Origin of the sequence: Stenotrophomonas maltophilia group sp. Smal13 (assembly GCF_030236855.1) — a bacterium.
GTDB classification, from domain to species: domain Bacteria; phylum Pseudomonadota; class Gammaproteobacteria; order Xanthomonadales; family Xanthomonadaceae; genus Stenotrophomonas; species Stenotrophomonas maltophilia_A.
Genome location: NZ_JASJSQ010000013.1, coordinates 40,027 through 59,367 on the forward strand (window position 1 = coordinate 40,027; position 19,341 = coordinate 59,367).

The following is a 19,341-nucleotide window of genomic DNA, read 5'->3' on the forward strand; positions in this document are numbered from 1 at the left end:
TTTGCGGGGGAATGGAAGTACTTGGAAAAGAAGGAGACCCAGGCTCAGCCGCCGCGACGGTCGAGCTTCTGGATAGGTCCGGTCCACCACCACAGCACAGCCAGCGACAGCGGCACCAGCGCGGCAACGAGGATGAAGATCGGGGCGTAGGAGTGGCGGGTCAGCACCGGCACCAGCCAGGTGGTGATCAAGGTGCCGGCGACCGCCGCCAGGCCACCCAGGCCTGCCAGCGTGCCCACCGAACGGCCGTCGAACAGGTCGCCGGGCAGGGTCTGGATGTTGCCGATGGCTACCTGGAAGCCGAACAGCACCGCAGCGATCGCCAGCACCGCCAGCAGCGGCTGGTTGGCCAGCACAGCACCCAGCAGGGCAGGGGCCATGATCACGCACCCCAGGGTGATGGCCAGCTTACGGGCGCGGTCCACGCTGTGTCCGGCGCGGATCATGCGACCCGACAGCCAGCCGCCACTGAGGCTGCCCAGCATCGCGCCGACGAAGGGTACCCAGGCGAACAGGCCGATCTGCTTGATGTCGAAGCCGAAGGTTTCAGCGAGATAGATCGGCAGCCAGGACACGAACAGCCACCAGATAGGATCCAGCAGGAAGCGGCAGGCGAGCATGCCCCAGCTCTGGCGATGGGCCAGCAGCTCGCGCACGCTGGCTTTGGGCGCCGCCTCTGTCTGCTGCCCGGCCTGGTCTTGCTGGATCAGCCGGCGCTCGGCATCGCTCACCCACGGATGCTTGTCCGGCCCGGCGCGGTAGACAAACAGCCACGGCAGCAGCCACAGGAAGCCGATCGCACCGACCAGCACGAAGGTGCCGCGCCAGCCCAGCCACAGGTACAAGCCTGCGATGGCGGGTGCGGAGACGATCGCGCCGATCGACGCACCCGCGTTGAACACGCCCTGCGCCAACGCGCGTTCGCGCGCAGGGAACCACTCGGCATTGGCCTTGACCGCGCCGGGCCACGCACCCGCTTCGCTGATGCCGAGCATCGCCCTTACCAGGCTGAAGGAAAGCATCGAATGGGTGATCGAGTGCAGCGCGATCGAGATCGACCACACGCTGATCGACAGGGCGAACCCCAGGCGCGTGCCGATCATGTCGAACAGGCGCCCGAACAGGAACTGGCCGGCGGCGTAGAACAGCATGAACACCGTTACCAGCAGGGCATAGTCGTCCTTGGTCGCGCCTACTTCCCTGGCGATTTCCGGCCACATCACCGCCAGTGCATTGCGGTCGATGTAGTTGATGACCGTAGCGATGGCGATCAGGCCCACGATCAACCAGCGCACTGCTGAACGCACCGGCACCTTGCGCAGGTTGGCCACCACGGCAGGGCCGTTCATTTTCCGTCACCCTTGCTGCGGTCCATGCGCGCATGGCTGCCGCTCCAGCGGTAGGCATGGCCGTCCACGGTGACGCTGTGCTCGCCCTTGGCGCTGCTGTCGTCGGCCACGCCGAGGGCGATGCGTGCGCCGCTGGCCAGGCGCAGTTCGATCACCTCTGCATCGCTGCCCCGGCTGCGCACGATGTCCTTGATGCGGCTGTCCGCACCGTGCACGTACTCGGCGGTGCCGTTGTACTCGCCATGCGGCTCCAGCACGCTGAAGAAGGTCACGTCCCTCTGGCCTTCCACGCGCTGCAGCAGGGCCGGTTCACGGCGCAGGTTGAACTCCGGATCGTTGGCACCACTTTCCACCAGCAGCGCCTGTGCCGGCGCACTGCTGCCGAAGCGGAAGGTGTAGAAGCGCCCATCCAGCAGCCACGCCAGCGAACGCGGTTCGCTGCCGGGCGTGCTGCGTGCATCCAGCCACAGGTGCTGGTAGCCGTTGTCCTTGCCCAGCACCGGGCGCTGGGTGGGGAAGTGTTCTGCCTCGAAGCCGGTGGTGACGATGTGGCCGTTGAAGTGCAGCGGCAGGTCGTAGCGCGCGGCCTTGTCGCCGTGTACCTGCAGCAGGTCCAGCACCACCGGCAGGCCCAGGTCGGGGTGGCGCAGCAGCGCCTGGGTGCGGGTGAACACCACGCCGGGGTAGGCATCGCGCATGGTCGCCGAGGCAACCTGGGTATCGGCATCGGCCTGGAAGAAGCGCACCTGCGGGGCATGCTCCTCGCCGCGCTTCCAGTCGCCCTTGAAGTGGCTCTGTTCGTCCACCACCAGGGTGTTGTGGGCCACGGTCTGTTTGGCCCAGCTGCGGTTCTCGGCCAGGTAGATGCCACCCCGCTTGGCTTCCACGTTGAGGAAGCGGGCAGCGCCGTAGTCAGTCACCACCGGATTGCCGTTGTCGTAGAACAACCAGTTGAGTTTGTCGAAGTGGCCATGGCCCATGCCCTGCATCGTGTCCTTCTGCACCAGCGCCTGGCCGCGTTCGCCGTTCATGCGCAGGATCGCCAGGCCACCGCGGTCGCCGTCCGGGCCATCGCGCAGCAGCATCGGACGGTAATCGAAGGGCTTGGCCTTGTTGGCGGCCAGTGCTTGCGCCACCTGCAGTCCCTCGGGGGACAACAGCAGGCGTTTCTGCTGCTGGGCCACCGACAACAGGCGGTCGTCACCGGTGCGCGCATAGGCAATGCCGATACCGGCCACCAGTTCCTCGGTATCGATGCCCTTGTCCAGGATGGCATCGTTGATCGGGAAGAACAGGCCGTCATAGCTGGACTGCACCAGCACATCCACGGCCTTCAGCAGCACGCCGTCGCGGCGCGCGAAGATCCTGCGCTGCGGCTCGTTGCGTTCGATGGCGTTGGCGAACAGCAGGAACGGTGCCAGTGCGTAGCGCTGGTAGTACGGGCCTTCCTCGTAATAGCCATCGGGCGAGAACAGCAGGTCGATCTGGCGAAGGAAGCCGAACTGATCGTTCTTCTGGCTACCGCGCAACGATTTCTCCACCAGCTCAGGGTCGCGCAGCACGTAGCCGGTCATGCCAGTGGCGGCCACCGCCCAGGTGGCATGGTTGTGGATCTGGTCGTAGTTCTTCGGCTCGCTGACGAGGAACTCAGCCATCGGCCGGAACACCTTCGATTCGATGGTGTCGCGGTCCTCGGCGGACAGCGCGTCGCGGATCGCGTCGTAGCCCTGGATGGCGTTGACCAGCCACACCGAATCGTTGAGCACCTGCCAGAACACGCGGCCTGGAATCTGTCCGCGGCCTTCGGGGTGCGGGCCCAGGGTGGGGTAGAGCCTGGCGTACTGCAGCAGCATGTCGCGCGCGTAGTCGACATAGACCTTGTCGCCGGTCAGCCGGTACAGGGTGCCGGCCGCCATCAGGGCCTGGTAGTTGCGCTTGTGCTGTTCATGGGTGCGGCCGCCGCCCTTGTCCTTCGGTACCGGCACGTCGATGCCGGCCTTCATCATCTTCTTCAGCGATTTTTCCGTGCGCGCCTGTTCCTTGGCGAACCACGGGTAGCGGCCGCCTTCGCTGGCCATCCGCTGCCACTGCGCTGCGGTCACCAGCACCGGCGCGGTGTCGGCCTGCCTCGCTGCGGCAGCGGGGGCTGCGAACAGCGGCGCGGCCGGCAGCAGGGCAAAGGGGGTGGCCAGGGCCAGGGAGACGAACAGCGGCTGCAACCTCATCGATCAACTCCATTGCGGGTGCGTGACAGGGCAACTTCGCCCACCTTGGGATACCAGTCGACGCCGGTTGCCTCGCGCGCGGTCATCGCCAGGGCAGGATCGGCACCCACGGCGGGCAGGGCGGGCGCGGCCACCCACAATCCGCTGGCAGCCTGCTGCAGGCTGACGCCACGCCCCTCTACGCCGCCCGGGAATACGGTGCTGGCTGCCGGTGACTGCACGTTGCCACTGAAGTCGATGCCGGCCAGCGAACTGGCGGCATTCGGCGGGTTCCTGCTGGTGCGGTTGACGATCAGGTTGGCGCTGAAGCGGCTGTTGCTGGCGGCGACCACGATGCCCTTGGCTTCATCATGGCCGACGCCGAAACTGATCTTCGCCACGTCCACGAAGGTATTGCGGTTGATCGTGGCATTCACCACCGGCGCATAGCCGGACAGCGGCGGATCTGCCTGCGCGTCCATCACCGCCAGCGCGGAACGGTTGCTGGAGCCGGCCAATCGTTCGAAGTAATTGTTGCTGACGGTCTGGTCGGCATTGATGATGCGCACGCCGCCGGTGCCGGCCTTGTCGTCGCCCAGGAACACGTTGTCGATCACCCGGTTGCCGTTGCCATGGCGTAGCGTGAGCGCGCCGGCCGAACGGTAGAACACGTTGCCGCGGTAGGTATTGCCGCCGGACTTGTTGCTGATGATCTCGGTCTCGCCGTCGCAGCCTTCGAACCAGTTGTTCTCCACCGTACTGTTGGAATCGCTCAACGAAGTGTCGCTGGTGCCGACGCGGAGGGTTTCGCCGCCATTGACGCCCAGCGCCGGGCGCGGTCCGAACCAGTTGTGGTCGATGCGGTGCTGGTTGTCCAGGCCCTGGGTGGCATCGCGCACCACCACTACCGTGGGCCCTGCGTTGGTCTTGCCGCGCAGCTGGCTGTGATCCAACCGGTTGTTGCTGCCATACAGCGATACCCAGTAGTCCTGGTCGCTGGCATCGGGGTTGGTGTAGTCATCGATCACCAGGCCGGTCACCCGGCTGTGGCGGGCCACCGCCTTGCTGGATTCGCGGAACGCCACCACCGCATCACCCGGCGTATAGCCGTTGCGGAACACCAGGTTGGACACCTGCAGGTAGCTGCCCGCCAGGCGCAGGTCCGAACGTCCGCTGAGGACGACCTTGCCGGCGGTCTGCGCGCGCAACACGATCGGCGCGGCTGCCGTGCCCTGGCCTTTCAGCAGCAACCGCGCGTCGGTCCAGGTGCCGTCAGCCAACACGATCTCATCGCCGGGCTGCAGCGCCGAGGCGGCGGTAGTGAACTCAGCGACATCGTGGACGAGCCAGCTGGCTGCACTTGCCGCTGAAGTGGTCAGGCACATTGCCAGACCAGTGGTCAGGCAGAACAGCGATGGATTGTTGAGCGGATGTCGAGCAAGCGGACGAATGCGCATGAAATCCTTCCAGAGACGGCCGGGCCGTCGTTTCAGGGTGGGTCTGCATACCACTTCCGGGTTCGTTGTAAGCCAGCTTTCGCGCAAAGTCATGCTGCATGAGCACATTAAATTGCATTCAACTGGTATGGATGAAAGGCATTTGAACATTCGCATACCAATTGGTTGACATTTTCATGTCGCCGTGCCGAAGCTGCGTCCCACGCCTGGCATGCAGGCGATCCTTTGGGAGGAGGAAACCATGCGGCGACCCGCCGGAGCAGTGCACAGCATCTCGTTGTCCCCCACACCCCTGATCGTGGCGCTGCTTGCCGTGCTGGCGGGCATGCCCGCGGCCCAGGCGCAGTCCAGCAAGGACGCGTCAGGGCAGGATCCCACCACGCTGGACCAGGTGCAGGTCACCGGCATCCGCGAATCAATGCAGAGTTCGATCAACAAGAAGCGCGACGACACGGTCATCGCCGACGTGCTCTCGGCCGATGACATCGGCGACCTGCCGGCACCGTCGCTGGCCGATGCGATCGAGACCTTGACCGGCGCCGCCTCGACCCGCGACAAAACCGGCGCCTCGGAGATTTCCATCCGGGGCTTGGGCGCCTTCCTCAGCAGCACCAACTTCAATGGCCGTGAGATCACCAACGGCAGCGGCGACCGCTCGGTGAACTTCAACATGTTCCCGGCCGAGCTGATCAACACGGTGGCCATCTACAAGACCCAGCGCGCCGACATCATCGAAGGCGGCGTGGCCGGCACCATCGGCCTGGAAACAGTGCGCCCACTGGAGTACGGCAAGCGTGCAGCGCAGCTGGACCTGCGCGGCAGCTGGGCCGAGTACGACAGCAAGTACCGTGACAAGGACGGCATCGGCTATCGCGGCACCGCCAGCTACATCGATCAGTTCGAGTTCGGCAACGGGCAGAAGCTGGGCATTTCGCTGGGCTTCCAGCGCCTGGACGGCACCGATCCGGAAGAGAGCATTACCAGCGGTTCCACCTGGTATGCCTGCGATGGCACGCAGAACGTGGGCAATGCCAACTGCAACGAAGTGTCCGCGCAGGCCATCGCCAACGGCGCGCCGTACTACCTGGTGCCGAGCAGCCGCATCTACCGGCTCAAGCAGGAGCGTAACGACCGGCAGAGCGAGTTCGCCGCGCTGCAGTGGCGGCCAAATGATGTGGTTGAAGTGAACCTCGATTTCGAGCACACCGAGCGCAACTGGTATGAGAACCGCAGCGATCTGAGCCTGTCCAACGCACGACGCGGCATCACCCAGCGCGAGGTTGACGAAGACGGTATCGTGCGCCACCTGCACGGCAGCACCTCGATTGATTCCACCTCCAATCGCTACTGGCGTGGCGAGGAATACACCGGGGGGGGGGCTGAACCTGATCCTGCGCCCGACCCCGGCCTGGGAGCTGTCTACCGATCTTTCCTACTCGCACACCAATCGCCTCGACAGCGAGCGCATGACCCGCCTGCGCGCCAACCAGCGCGACGTCAACAATGCCGTCGTGCCCGGTATCAGCAGTGGTGCCACCGGCTACGTGGACTATGACTGGGACTGGCACGGCGAAGTGCCCAGTGTTGCCCTGGCGCCGAACTTCGACCCCAACAACTGGGACGCCTATACGGGGGCGGCGCGGGTGACCTCCAGCGCCACCGAGAATGACCACAGGATCAAGGCCGGCCGCTTCGATGCCAGCTTCATGCCGGAGTCCGGTTTCTTCACCCGCATCAAGGGCGGCGTGCGCGCCAGCCAGGCCGACTACCGCCTGCGCGACAACACCCTGGTAACCGACTACGACCAGCGCGTGGCGGCCGACAAAGCGAAGATCATCGCCGCCAACCAGGCCTGCCGTGCACCCTTCCCGCAGGATGACTTCATGGATGCCGCCAGCGGCAACACGATCTCCTCGTGGGCGTACTTCGATCCGAACTGCCTGTACCAGTCGTTCCGCGGCAGCCTCGACAGCGGGCTGGATCCGGGTTTCCAGGATCCGAACAATGTCGATATCACCGAGAAGACACGCGCGCTCTATCTGATGGGTGAGTTCAGCAGCACCCTGTTCGGCTTGCCGGTGACCGGCAACCTCGGCCTGCGCTGGGTCAAGACCGATGTTCGTTCTGAAGGCGTGCGTACCGGGCTGCGCATCGAGGACAACGGTGACGGGACGATCCGCCTGCAACCCACCGGCGAGTACAGCACGCAGGTGTTCAAGGCGGGCAACGACAAGCTGCTGCCCAGCCTCAACGCGGCCTTCGAGCTGCGCCCGGACGTGTTGCTGCGGGTCGGTGCATATCGCGCGATGTCACGGCCGGACATTGCCGCGCTGGGTGCCGGGCGCACCATCAACGTGAGCAGTGATGCCACCTACGGCAACCTGGCCGACGCGCTGGATGACATCAGCGCCAGCGGCAACCCCGCCGCGCAGCCGCTGATGTCCTGGAACGGCGACCTTTCCCTGGAGTGGTACCCGAACCCGGACACGATGCTGGCCGGCGCGGTGTACTGGAAGCAGTTCAACGGCGGCACCGCCACTGCGCTGGTGCCGGAGACCTACACCATCGACGGCCAGAGCGTGACCGTACCGGTGCGGCAACAGGTAACCACCGACGAGAACAGCACGCTGACCGGCTTCGAGCTGACCGCCACCCATCGGCTGTCGTACCTGCCCAAGCCGTTCGACGGGCTGGGTTTCAAGCTGAGCTACAACTACGCCGATGCCGACTATCAGACCCAGGACTCGCGACTGGGCGAGCAGCTGGCCAGCGATGGCACGATCATTCCGGCCATCGTGCCACCGGCTGGCCTGAGTGGTTTCTCGCGGCACGTGCTGTCCGGCTCGATCTACTGGGACGTCGGGCGCTTCAACATCCAGGCCATCGGCAAGTTCCGCTCGCACTACTACCAGGACTTCACCGGCAACACCGCGCAGCAGAACCGCTACTACGATGACAACACCAGCGTGGACCTGCGCCTGCGCTACCGGGTGAACAAGCAGTTGTCGCTGTCGCTGGAGCTGATGAACCTGACCAACGAGCCGCGCGTGGCCTACCAGCCGCTTTATGGGAACTTCCGCGAAGTGGTGACCTACGGGCGGCGTGCGTATTTCGGTGTACGATACAAGTTCTGAACAGGGCGGCGCGGCCAGTGGTCGCGCCGTCGCTCCAACCGGACCCTTGCCGGCCGCGGTGGCAGGGCAGGGACCCGGAAGGAATCGCCAAGGGTCAGCCGCATGTCCGCCAACCGCCTTTACCAGACCATCGCTGCCAAGCTCCGCAAGCTGATCGAGGACGGCGAATTTCCGCCGGGCTCGCGGCTGCCGGGCGAGCGTGAGCTGGCCGAACGGTTCGGTGTCAGCCGGGTCACCATCCGCGAAGCCGAGATCGCACTGGAAGCGCAGGGCTGGATCGCCATCCGCATCGGCTCAGGCGTGCATGTGAAACCGCGCCCGACGCAGGCGTCCGGCGGGCTGCCGGATGTCAGCGCCTTCGACCTCACCGCCGCCCGCGCGGTATTCGAGGCCGAGGCCGCCGCTCTGGCTGCCAGCAATCTGGATGATGCCGGCATTGCCGAGCTGCAGGCGTTGGCCGAAGCGCTGTGCCGTCGCGACCTGAGTGACGCGGAAGCCGGCGAGTACGACCGCCGTTTCCACCTGGCCATCGCACGGCTTTCCGGCAACCCGGTGGTCGAATTCTTCGTGCAGCAGATCTGGCGCATGCGCAGCGAACTGCCGCGGGTGACCGAGGTCTATGCCCGGGTCTGCCATGATGATGGCGCCAGCCGTGCGGACGAGCACATGGCGATCTTCGAAGCCCTGCGCGCGCGTGATCCGGTGGCCGCGCGCAATGCGATGCGCCTTCACTTCCAGCGCCTGTTCGAAGCCATGCTGCAGGCGACCGAAAGCCAGGCGCTGGAGGAGATCCGCCGCCGCACGCAGCAGGACCGCGAACGTTTCATGGCAACGACGCGGATCTGAGCGCCGCGTTCAACACAATCGGCGCTGCGACCTTCAGCAAGGCAGCTCGCGCTCGAAGCCTGATGGATATGAGAAATGGGCATGACTGCGCCGATGCCCAGCCTGTCCGCAATGCCTACACTGCCCGCGGGTCATAGACGGCCCGTTGAGAAAGCTGCATACACACAAGGAGCAGGGTATGAAGTTCTCGCTGTTGGGCGCGGCGCTGCCATTGGTGCTGGCACTGAGTGGAGTCCCCGGTGGGGGCGTCAATGCAGGACCGATCGCGGGCACCGCGACCGCCACTGTAGTTGCGAAGGCCACGTACGCGTCGGATTCGCTGGAAGCCGGCTACATCGTCGATTGGATCAAACGGAATTCGCCCGCCTACGCGCCGGCGTTGCAGACGGGCGAACTGGCCATCTCGCACAGCTATCAGTCTGCTGGCAGCCTGAAGCCGGCCGGTGCGGCGGGCCCGCCCGTTCCATTGCCTGCACGCGGTGTGGAGGGCGAGGTCATCTCGATCTCCAATACCTTGCCGAGCGGTGCTTCCGAGTCGTGGACATACCGATGGTCGAGTGGGTCGTGGAAGCTGATCAAGTACAGCTTTGATGCATGCCAGGGCCCGGCCAGCATCGGTGCGAAGGGATCCGGCACGGAGATCGCTGCGAAGGGACCCTGCATCGACTGAGAGTGACCGGTCCTGGCAGAACTGAATCAGGCCTGCTGCAGAGCAGTGGTGCCCCGGGAGATCATCATCCCGGGGCGCCGCTTCATACCTTGGCGTGCCCTGCATCGTGTCCTTCGAGCATTGACCTCGGCGATCGGGCGGAGATCACCCACGGCCCGAGCCAGTCGCTGGGTCATGCAACCCACGCAGCTTCTTCTTGTTGATCTTGCCCACGCTGGTCCGCTCGATCGATTCCACGAAACTGACCCGTTCCGGAATCGCATACCGTGAGATGTCCCCTGAGCGGCTTCGCGCGGCGACCAGTTCGATGATCTCCGCTTCGGTCACCTCACTGCCAGGCTGCCTGACCACCAGCGGCAACGGCCGCTCGCCCCATTTCGTGTCGGCGATGCCGATCACCGCGACTTCGCTGACCGCCGGATGCAGGGCGATGATGTCCTCCAGGGCGAGCGAGGAGATCCACTCACCGCCGGTCTTGATCACATCCTTGATCCGGTCGGTCACCCTCAGGTAGCCGCTTTCATCGATGTTGCCGATATCCCCGGTATGCAGATAACCTCCTGCCCACAGTGCTGCAGATGCATCCGGATCGTGCAGGTAGCCCTGGGTGAGCCAGGGTGCGCGCACGACGACCTCTCCGGTGGCGATGCCGTCGTGGGCGACATCCTTCATGTCCGGATCGACGATGCGCAGGTCCACCAGCGGTACCGGTATGCCGGCCTTGGTGCGCAGCGACAGCACCTCATCGGCATCGGTCACGCTGTCCACGTCGATCTGGGCGATGGTGAGCAGAGGGCAGGTCTCGGACATGCCATAGCCGCCGAAGATGTCGATGCCCCGCGTCAGTGCACGCTGCGCCAGCGCACGCGGCAGGGCGGCACCGCCGATGATCACCTTCCAGCCCTCCAGGTCGGTCTGCGCCGCGTCCGGATGCTCCAGCAGCATGTGCAGGATGGTTGGCACGCAGTGCGAGAAGGTCACCTTCTCACGCGCGATCAATGCCAGCAGCGTCGCAGGCAGGTAGCGCCCCGGATAGACCTGCCTGATGCCCATCGCCGTTGCCACGTAGGGCAGGCCCCACGCGTGCACATGGAACATCGGGGTCATGGGCATGTAGACATCGTCACGATGCAGGCGGCCTTGACGGGGTGCACCGCCAAGCGCGGCCATCGCCGCCAGCGAATGCAACACCAGCTGCCGGTGGCTGAAATACACGCCCTTGGGCAACCCGGTGGTTCCGGTGGTGTAGAACACCGTGGCACGGGCGTTCTCGTCGAAGTCCGGGAAGCGGACGATCGGCGTGGCATCGCGCAACCCCGCTTCGTACTCGGTGGCGAAGCCTGGCGGCAGCGGACCGCCTGCATCGTCCAGCAGGATGCGCGTGCGCAGGTCCGGCAGCTGCTCGTCGATGGCGTCCAGCAGCGGCAGGAACTCGCGGTTGGCCAGGATCACCCGCGCCCCGCTGTGGTTCAGCGTGTAGGCGATCTGCTCTGGGGCCAGGCGCACGTTCACCATCATCAGCACCGCACCGATCATCGGCACGGCGAAGTAGGCCTCCAGGTAGCGGTTGCTGTCCCAGTCCATCACCGCCACCGTGTCGCCGTGGCCGACTCCCAGCGAGGTCAACAGGCCGGCCAGCTGGCCGATGCGCGCCTGCAGGGTGCGGTAGTCGAATCGGACCTGGTCGCCGTAGACGATCTCCTGTTCAGGGCTCACCGCCAGCGGCATCAGCAGCAGCTGCTTGATCAGCAGTGGATAGGCATTGGCATCGGGAGTGGGGGCAGATGACATGGCATTTCCTCGTGGGCGGCGTTGCGGTCGCCGGCCTTCTCCGCACCACACTAGCAAGCCCTTCCTGCTGCACCAGCGTACCTAGGTACCTGTTCGCGCGCGCACCCGATTTGATAATCTCGCCAGGACATGCCCACCCTGCTCATCGCCGACGATCACCCCTTGTTCCGCGCGGCACTGCATCGCGCGGCGGAAGAGGCGGTCGCCGATCTGCAGATCAGCGAAGCTGATTCGCTGGACAGCGTGCTGGAGGTGATCGAGAACCAGTCGATCGATCTGATGCTGCTGGACCTGCACATGCCGGGCAACCACGGACTGGCCGGGCTGGCCACGATCCGTGCGTTGCAGCCGGGCCTGGCGATCATCATCGTCTCCGCCAACGAGGAGCCGCAGGTCATCCGGCGTGCCATCGACCTTGGCGCCGCGGGCTATCTGCCCAAGAGCTCGGGTTTGAACGAGCTGCAGTCCGCGCTGCAGTCCGTGCTGGAGGGCGAGCGCTGGATCCCGGCGCTGCTGCGCGAACCGGTGGCACGGGTGGCGACGTTCAGCAGGGATGCCGACCTGGCCGCACGCCTGGCCAGCCTGTCGGCACATCAGTACAAGGTGCTGGGCCTGGTGGCCGAGGGCCTGCTCAACAAGCAGATTGCCGACCGGCTGGGCGTACAGCTGCGCACGGTCAAGGCGCACATGACACGCATCATGGAGCGGCTGGGCGTGCGCAACCGCGCGCAGGCCATCCGCGTGCTGCACGAAATGGGATTGGCCGATCCGTCCCGGCAGATCGAAGAACTGCCTGAGCCCTGACCGGTCAGGGCGTGGTACTGGCCGCCAGCAGGTGGTTGATCGCCCAGCGCAGCGCCAACGGTTTGAACGGCTTGTTGAGCAGGGACAGCCCAACGCCGCGCACCGCCTCGCGCGTATCGCTGCCGGCATCCGCACTGAGGATCACCGTCGGACGCGGCCCATGCATGCCTACCAGCCGCTTCCACAGCGCAACACCGGTATCGCCATCATCCAGGTGATAGTCGAACAACCACAGCGCCGCCTCGTGCGCTGACGGTCCGATGTCATCGGCTTGGCCTGCCGCGATGACATCGCAACCCCAGGAAAGCAGCAGCTGCCGCATCGCCTCCAATGCGTCCGGGTCGTTGTCGACCACCAGCACGCGGACTCCCTTGAGCGCGCTGCTGCCGGCTGCCGGCGGCGAGCTGCGCGGGGTCGCAGGGGGTGCTGCGCGTTGCACGCTGATCGAGAAGGCCGAGCCGTGCTCGGGCACGCTGCGCAGGTGCAGGGGTGCGTGCAGCAGGTCGGCGATGCGGTGTGCGATGGTCAAGCCCAGGCCCAGTCCTTGGCCGTTGCTGCGATCGACCCGGTGGAATTCCTCAAACACCACCGCCTGCTGCTCCGGAGCAATGCCGGGGCCGGTGTCATGCACACCGATCAGCAGTGCCTGTCCCTGGCGGCGCACACCGAGCAACACACCGCCATGGCGGGTGTAACGAATGGCATTGGCCAGGAAGTTCTGCAGCACCCGGCGCAGCAGCAGGGGGTCGCTATGGACCCAGGCCTGGCTCCGCACATGGCGGAACTGCAGGCCGCGCGCCGCCGCCAGTACCGCGAACTCCTGCGCGAGCGGATCCAGGACGGTCGACAGCGCGAAGGGGCGCGGATCGGCGACCAGCCCGCCCGCCTCAAGACGGGAGATATCCAGCAGCCCGGACAGCAGGTCGTCGGTGGAGTCCAGCGCACCACGGATCTGGCGCAGGAAACTGTCGAGGAACTCCGATTCGATGTGCTGCGACATCGCATCGGTCAGCAGCTGCGCCGCATGCAGTGGCTGGATCAGGTCGTGGCCGACCGCCGTCAGGAAGCGTGTCTTGGCAACGTTCGCGCGCTCGGCTTCGTGCACTGCCTGTTCCAGCCGTGCGGTGCGGTCCTGCACGCGGCGCTCGAGGGTTTCGTTGCTGCGCTTGAGCGCTTCCTCGGCACGCCGGAAGGCGGTGACGTCGGTGAAGGTGGCTACGTAGCCACCGCCGGGCATTGGATTGCCACGGATCTCGACGATGGTGTTGTCGGGGAAGATCCGTTCGGACAGATGCGGCGTGCCACGCCGCATGTGTGCGGCGCGACGCTGCAGGGCCTTGTCGCGAGAGTCACCAGGGCCGTCGCCGATCTTCAGTTCGGCCAGCGCCCACGCTGTCAGATTGACCACCGGCTGCCCGACCTGCAGCAACTCGGGCGGAAACTTGAACAACGCGGCGTAGCGGCTGTTCCAGGCTACCAGCTGCAGCTGCGCGTCGACCACGCTGATGCCCTGGCTCATGTTTTCCAGCGCCGCTTCCAGCAGGCGCTGGTTGAAGCGCAGCGCCTGGGTGGCTTCGCCTACAGCACGGGTTACCGCATCCAAGGGCGCGGCACCGCCATCGCGAGCGGCCTCCACCAGCAGGCGCGCCATGCCCGCGCCGACCACGGCGCTCAGTTCGCGTTCGATGGTGATGACCCGGTCGTCGTCCAGCAGCTGCCCGGCATGCCCATCCATCAGTTGCCGGGCCCGCTCCTGGCCGAGGAAGCGTCCGGCCGTCCTGCGCAGCGAGGCTGCTGCCACCGCATCCCGTCGTCGCGGCAACGAGGGACGCACCGCGCGCGACACCAGCGCAACCATCAGCAGGTTGACCGCCAGACTGGCGCCCATGCTGATGGCGATATGGCCCGACTGCAGGCGCAGCGAGACCACGGACAGCCAGTGCAGGTCATCGGGGCCCGAGGCTGGGGGCGTGGCAGGGATCACCATCGGCAGCAGCACCAGCCACAGCCAGGCCAACGACCCCAGCACGATGCCGGCGATGATGGCCGGAGAAGGCGTGCGCGGGCGATACACCGCCAGCAGGACCGCCGGCGCCAGCTGCGAGAGGGCGGTGAAGGACATCAGGCCGAAATCGCTGAGTGCCTCGGTGTCGCTCATCGCCCGGCTGTACAGCCACGACATCAGGAACACGGCGAGGATGCCGGCACGGCGGAAGGCCAGCACGCGTGGACGCAGGTCGGCCGCCGCGGCACCGCCGGCAATACCGTCCAGCAACCGTGAGCCGAAGCCATGGTTGCCGAGCATGATCGACAGGGTCAGCCCCGAAAGGATCATCATGCCGGTGGCGGCGCTCAGGCTGCCCAGATAGGCCAGCAAGGCCAGCAGGTGGTGGCCGCCGGCCTGCGGCAGCGCCAGCACGTACAGGTCAGGCGACACCGATGCGGGCAGCTGCGCGGCACCGGCCAGCGCCATCGGCACCGACGGCAGCCCGATCAGCAGCAGGTAGACCGGGAACAACCAGCGTGCCGTCCTCAGGTCCGAGGTCTGGCGCAGCTCGACCACGCCGACATGGAACTGGTGCGGCAGGGTGAACGCGGAGATCGCGCCCAGCGCGACCATGGTCAGATAGTCCGGCATGATGGCCGGTGGCGGCAGCTGCGCCATCTTTTCCAGCAGCGGCGTGCCCGCCTGGCGCACCGACAGCGCCGCATAGAGGCCAATGGCGAGCAGCGCCACCAGCTTCAATACCGACTCCAGCCCCAGTGCGACCACGATGCCACGATTGGGCTCGGTAGCCGATGCTTTGCGTGCACCGAACAGCAGGGTGAACGCGGCCATCGTCAGGGCGAACCAGAACGACATGTCCAGCTGCGCGGCAGCAGGCGCGAAACGATCGCCCAGCAAGGCGCCCAGGCCCTGACTGACGGCTTTCAGCTGCAGGGCGATGTAAGGAATGATGCCGAACAGTGCCACCAGGGTGATGGTGAAGCCGAGACCGCGATCGGCACGCAGTCGTGCGACGACCAGATCAGCGATGGTGGCACTGTTGTGCTGCTTGGCCAGCCGCCCCAGGCGGAGCAGGAACGGCAGGCCGAAGGCAAAGATCAACGCCATGCCGGCCAGGGTGGGTGGAATGGGGAAGCCCCATTGCAGTCCCTGCGAGGCCGCGCCGTAGTAGGTCCACGCGGTGCAGTGCACGGCCAGCGACAGCGCATAGATGAGCGGCCATGCCTTCGAAAGCCGGTGCCCCCGGCGCTCACCCCACAGCGCCACGCCAAACAGCAGTGCGGTCCATGCAATGCAGGCGAAGAGGACGATGGAGGGCGTCAACATCGCTCCAGTGTAGGGAGAGAACCGGGCAGGGGGGTGCTAGGGGACGACCACGATCAGTGACAGCTGCTCAGCGACCAGTGCCAGCTCGCCATCGACAACCCGCTCGACGGCCTTGCGCTGGGTCAGCAGCCACTGGCCGGGCTGGCGCGCCTCCAGTGACACCAGCTGCGAGCGTACCCGCACCCCGGACCCGCTGGGTACCGGCGCCAGGAAGCGGATCTTGTTGAGGCCGTAGTTGAGCACATGGGCGATGCCGGGGAAGCCGGTGAGGGCGGCCACATCGTCCTGCACGGTGAGCGAGAGCAGCAGGAAGCCGTGCGCGATGGTCTGCCCGCCCGGCAGCTGCGTCTGCGCGCGGCCTGGATCGACGTGGATCCAGTTGTGGTCGCCGGTGGCGTCGGCAAAGGCATCGATGCGCGCCTGGTCCACGTGGGTCACGCCACTCACCCGCTCGCTGGCCGCCCACTGCTGCAACGCCTGCAGCGCGGGAGGCAGGTTGCTGTCTGCACTCACGCCACACGCTCCAGCAAGGTCAGGATCGCGTCACGTGCCTCTGGCTCGGACAGCATCGGAGCGTGTCCCACATCCGGCACTTCCACCAGGCGGGCACTTTCCGAGGTGGCCGCCATCTGCCGCGCGACATCGGCCGGCAGGATGTCGGACAGCGCACCGCGCACCACCAGTACCGGCACCCGTGCGGTCAGCCCACGAACCGCACGCCACAGCACCGGCCGCAGCAACCACAGCAGCCAGGGACGTGTCGTTCGGATCACGGCCGGATCGTAATCCAGCTCCAGCAGTCCATCGCTGCGCGGGCGGAAGGTGCGCACCGCCATCTGCCGCCAGTCGTCGGTACTGAAGCGAGGGAACGCGGCCTTGCCGATGGATTCCACGTAAGCGGTGGCCTGCACCAGGTCCATCGGCGGCACCGGCTTGCCGGCGTACTTGCCGATCCGTGCCAGCGCCTCACGCGGCACCTTGGGGCCGGCATCGTTGAGCACCGCGCCCGCGATCCGCTCGGGCGCGCGCGAGGCAAGGGTGATGGTCACCAGCACGCCCAGCGAGGTGCCGACGAATACCGCCTTGGCGATGTTCTGCGAGCGCAGCAGCGCAACCATGTCATCCGCATAGGCACGCGGGTTGTAGCTGGACGGGTCATATGCGCGTTCCGACCCTGCGCGACCGCGCAGGTCGACCGCGATCACGCGCCAGCCCTCGGCGGTAAGCACATCGGCAAGCGCATCGAAATCAGCGCCATTGCGGGTCAGCCCGGGAATGCAGACCACCGTGCCACGCGCTGCCTGCCCCGCATCGGGTGCATGGTCGCGCGCGTGCAGGCGCAACCCATCATTGCTGTTCCAGTACAGGTCGTCGTAAGACTGCGTCATGCAGAAGCTTCCTGGAGATCGTAACGGATGCGCTAGAAATCGTAACGGACGCTGAGGCTATATTGGCGTGGCGGACCATAGAAGCCAATCAGCGTGCCGACCGCCGGGATGTTGTAGCCGGTGGTGCGGTATTCCTTGTCGGCCAGGTTGGTGCCCTGCAGCGAGAAGGTCCACGCATCATCCAGGCGCCAGATGACGCCGGCATTGACCAGCCCGTAACCCTGCTGGCGGATCACCGGACTGAGATCAGTTGTCGGCCACACTTCGCTCTGGTAGCTGTAGCTCACCCGCGCTGACAGGTTGCTGCCGTTGGCCAGCTCGGTGCGGTATTCCACGTTGAACGCACCGGAGAATTCCGGTGCATTGGTGAACTTCATCTGCCTGGCCACATTGACGCCACGATCCATGTACTCGTCGTACTTGGTATCCAGCCACGCCAGGTTGCCGGAAATCAGCCAGTGCTGGCTGGGCAGGTACTGGTACTCGACCTCCAGGCCTTTGACCGTACCTGCGCCGGCATTGGTGAAATCACCGAAGAAGGAGTCATCGACACCGTCGCCATTGGTATCCAGGCCGGTGAACACCGACAACTGGATGTCCTTGTACTTGTTGTAGAAGGCCGACAGATTGAGGAACAGGCGCTGGTCGAGGAAGGCCATCTTGCTGCCGACCTCGTAGCTGTCCACGGTCTCGTCGTCGAACGGCTCGGCCGAGCGTGGCACGGCCACCGCGTTGGCGCGGATGTTGTAGCCACCGGACTTGAAGCCACGCGTGGCCAGGCCGTAGACCATGATGTCCGGAGTGATCTGGTAGTCCAACGAGACCTTGGGCGAGACGTTCTTGAAGTTGGTCTTCTTGTCGAAGTCCGCGGTCACCGCCACCGGGCGGCTGAAGGCCGGGTCGGCGTACAGGCGGTTCAGCACGATCGCGCGCTTGTCCTCGTCGGTGTAACGGGCGCCTACATCCAGCTTGAGTTTGCTGGTCAGGTCGAAGGTCCAGTCCGCGTACAGCGCGATGCTGTCGGTCAACACCTTGCCCTGATTGTCGGCGAACTGCGCACTGAAGTAGTTGTTCTGGATCTGGCCGCCCGCCTCGCCACTGAACTGGTACAGGCCGACCACACCGCGCACCCGGCCGCCGGCATCGTAGTTCAATTGCACTTCGTTGCTGACCTGGTCGTCGTGATAGGTACCGCCCACGTCGGCCAGCTTGACCGGCGCGGTATCGAAGTCGATGTTGGCCTCGCTGTCCGATTCACGCTTGGCGACCACGTACTTCAGCGCAATGTCCTCGTTCGGCCGCCAGTTCACCGTGGCCGAGGCACCCTTGCTCTCCACGTTGTTGAGGTTGCGCATGCCCGAGCGGATGTCATAGCGGCTGTCCATCGGCGGGTATGCGCGCAGGAACGGATTGGGCGCCAGCATCTTCGAACCGCGCATGCCGGACTGGTCATCGATCCAGTCCAGTGCGAACTGCACGTCGAAGTCATCCCCCGCGTACGCGCCGACGTTCAGTCGTGCGGCATTGATCTGCTTGTCACTGACCGGCTGGCCGTTGAAGGTGTTCTCGCCAAACCCGTCGTGGTTCATGCTCGCCACCGCCACACGGGCGCGCAGGCCACTGTCGGCGCCGCCAATCGGGCCACCGATGGCCGCTTTTGCATCCAGCTGGCTGTAGTTGCCCACGGTGATCTGGGCGAAGCCCTCGGTCTGGGTGGGCAGGCCGCGCGAGATGTACTTGATCGCGCCGCCGATGGTGTTCTTGCCGTAGAGCGTGCCCTGCGGGCCGCGCAGCACCTCGATGCGCGAGACATCGAACACATCCAGCAGCGCACCCTGCGGGCGTGCGATGTAGACGTCATCCAGGTAGATGCCTACACCCGGATCGGCGCCCCAGGTGGGATCGGACTGGCCGATGCCGCGGATGTAGGCGGTGACCGTGCTGCTGGCGCCACGGGCGGCGTAGATGGTGAGGTTCGGCACCTGCGCATCGAGGTCGCTGATGTCCTGGACATTCATCCTGTCCAGCGCCTCGGAGGTAAAGGCGGTGACTGCAACCGGCACCTCCTGCAGGGTTTCCTCACGCTTGCGCGCGGTGACCTTGATGCTGTCCAGGTTGGTCGGCGAAGCGGATCTGCCTGCCGTCGGTGATTCCTGTGCCAGTACCGGCCCCGTGGCCAGCAGCGCGCCGATCATGAGACTCAAACAATTCCGTTTCATTCGGTCCTCCCCCAGGCATGAGCGTGCGGATGGCCCATTGCCACCCCTGCAGCCAAGGCTAGCGGTGTCATCGGCCAGCAGCGAGTGGACCTAGGTCCAGTCGGCAGCGGTCGGTGGATGCGGATACTGGGCGCGCCCCCAGCCG

The 19,341-nt window shown here is 65.7% G+C and carries 11 protein-coding genes and 1 pseudogene; 4 read left to right on the forward strand and 8 right to left on the reverse strand.

The window, feature by feature from the left end:
- Positions 1–44: 44 nt before the first annotated feature.
- The 3 genes from QRO95_RS06860 to QRO95_RS06870 are packed head-to-tail and all read right to left on the reverse strand — an operon-like array spanning position 45 to position 5,010.
- The gene (locus tag QRO95_RS06860; RefSeq protein WP_285302065.1) at positions 45–1,349 is read right to left on the reverse strand and encodes an MFS transporter; all 1,305 of its coding nucleotides are present in this window, start codon (positions 1,347–1,349) and stop codon (positions 45–47) included.
- Positions 1,346–3,574, reverse strand: a complete 2,229-nt coding sequence (locus QRO95_RS06865) for an oligoalginate lyase (RefSeq protein WP_285302066.1) — start codon at positions 3,572–3,574, stop codon at positions 1,346–1,348. The genes QRO95_RS06860 and QRO95_RS06865 overlap by 4 nt, the downstream gene beginning before the upstream one ends.
- Entirely contained in the window at positions 3,571–5,010 is a 1,440-nt protein-coding gene (locus tag QRO95_RS06870; RefSeq protein ID WP_180837169.1) for a polysaccharide lyase 6 family protein, read from the reverse strand. Before QRO95_RS06870 ends, QRO95_RS06865 begins: the two co-directional genes overlap by 4 nt.
- Before the next feature lie 241 nt (positions 5,011–5,251).
- Here QRO95_RS06870 and QRO95_RS25300 point away from each other — a divergent pair.
- From QRO95_RS25300 to QRO95_RS06890, 3 genes and pseudogenes are all read left to right on the forward strand, one after another.
- Positions 5,252–8,144: pseudogene (locus tag QRO95_RS25300) on the forward strand (TonB-dependent receptor).
- A 102-nt stretch (positions 8,145–8,246) separates the two neighbouring features.
- Positions 8,247–8,990 carry a FadR/GntR family transcriptional regulator gene (locus QRO95_RS06885; RefSeq protein WP_049401514.1) on the forward strand — a complete coding sequence of 248 codons (744 nt, stop codon included), beginning with the start codon at positions 8,247–8,249 and terminating at the stop codon, positions 8,988–8,990.
- 178 nt (positions 8,991–9,168) lie between these two features.
- Complete coding sequence (locus tag QRO95_RS06890) at positions 9,169–9,660, forward strand: hypothetical protein (RefSeq protein WP_285302070.1); 492 nt, start codon at positions 9,169–9,171, stop codon at positions 9,658–9,660.
- Between the two features lie 144 nt (positions 9,661–9,804).
- Here the strand turns inward: QRO95_RS06890 and QRO95_RS06895 are convergent, their stop codons facing one another.
- Positions 9,805–11,451, reverse strand: coding sequence for a fatty acid--CoA ligase (locus QRO95_RS06895; RefSeq protein WP_285302071.1), 1,647 nt, complete (start codon positions 11,449–11,451; stop codon positions 9,805–9,807).
- Positions 11,452–11,580: 129 nt separating this feature from the next.
- Here QRO95_RS06895 and QRO95_RS06900 point away from each other — a divergent pair, with 129 nt between their 5' ends.
- The gene (locus tag QRO95_RS06900; RefSeq protein WP_032127250.1) at positions 11,581–12,255 is read left to right on the forward strand and encodes a response regulator transcription factor; all 675 of its coding nucleotides are present in this window, start codon (positions 11,581–11,583) and stop codon (positions 12,253–12,255) included.
- A gap of 4 nt (positions 12,256–12,259) precedes the next feature.
- On the opposite strand, the gene QRO95_RS06905 is transcribed toward QRO95_RS06900, so the two are convergent.
- Genes QRO95_RS06905 through QRO95_RS06920 form a run of 4 tightly spaced genes read right to left on the reverse strand, consistent with a single transcriptional unit; the run spans position 12,260 to position 19,172 of the window.
- On the reverse strand, positions 12,260–15,589 hold the full coding sequence (locus QRO95_RS06905) for a PAS-domain containing protein (protein WP_285302073.1): 3,330 nt from the start codon (positions 15,587–15,589) through the stop codon (positions 12,260–12,262).
- 36 nt (positions 15,590–15,625) lie between these two features.
- A complete protein-coding gene (locus tag QRO95_RS06910; RefSeq protein WP_285302074.1) occupies positions 15,626–16,102 on the reverse strand; it encodes a MaoC family dehydratase in 477 nt (158 codons plus the stop codon).
- Positions 16,099–16,977, reverse strand: coding sequence for an alpha/beta fold hydrolase (locus tag QRO95_RS06915; protein ID WP_049461116.1), 879 nt, complete (start codon positions 16,975–16,977; stop codon positions 16,099–16,101). The genes QRO95_RS06910 and QRO95_RS06915 overlap by 4 nt, the downstream gene beginning before the upstream one ends.
- A gap of 32 nt (positions 16,978–17,009) precedes the next feature.
- Complete coding sequence (locus tag QRO95_RS06920; protein WP_285302099.1) at positions 17,010–19,172, reverse strand: TonB-dependent receptor; 2,163 nt, start codon at positions 19,170–19,172, stop codon at positions 17,010–17,012.
- Positions 19,173–19,341 lie beyond the last annotated feature (169 nt).

Excerpts from the sequence above, each read along its gene's own strand:
- QRO95_RS06860 (WP_285302065.1), bottom strand. The coding sequence starts at position 1,349 with ATGAACGGCCCTGCCGTGGTGGCCAACCTGCGCAAGGTGCCGGTGCGT.
- QRO95_RS06865 (WP_285302066.1), bottom strand. The coding sequence starts at position 3,574 with ATGAGGTTGCAGCCGCTGTTCGTCTCCCTGGCCCTGGCCACCCCCTTT.
- QRO95_RS06870 (WP_180837169.1), bottom strand. The coding sequence starts at position 5,010 with ATGCGCATTCGTCCGCTTGCTCGACATCCGCTCAACAATCCATCGCTG.
- QRO95_RS06885 (WP_049401514.1), top strand. The coding sequence starts at position 8,247 with ATGTCCGCCAACCGCCTTTACCAGACCATCGCTGCCAAGCTCCGCAAG.
- QRO95_RS06890 (WP_285302070.1), top strand. The coding sequence starts at position 9,169 with ATGAAGTTCTCGCTGTTGGGCGCGGCGCTGCCATTGGTGCTGGCACTG.
- QRO95_RS06895 (WP_285302071.1), bottom strand. The coding sequence starts at position 11,451 with ATGTCATCTGCCCCCACTCCCGATGCCAATGCCTATCCACTGCTGATC.
- QRO95_RS06900 (WP_032127250.1), top strand. The coding sequence starts at position 11,581 with ATGCCCACCCTGCTCATCGCCGACGATCACCCCTTGTTCCGCGCGGCA.
- QRO95_RS06905 (WP_285302073.1), bottom strand. The coding sequence starts at position 15,589 with ATGTTGACGCCCTCCATCGTCCTCTTCGCCTGCATTGCATGGACCGCA.
- QRO95_RS06915 (WP_049461116.1), bottom strand. The coding sequence starts at position 16,977 with ATGACGCAGTCTTACGACGACCTGTACTGGAACAGCAATGATGGGTTG.
- QRO95_RS06920 (WP_285302099.1), bottom strand. The coding sequence starts at position 19,172 with ATGATCGGCGCGCTGCTGGCCACGGGGCCGGTACTGGCACAGGAATCA.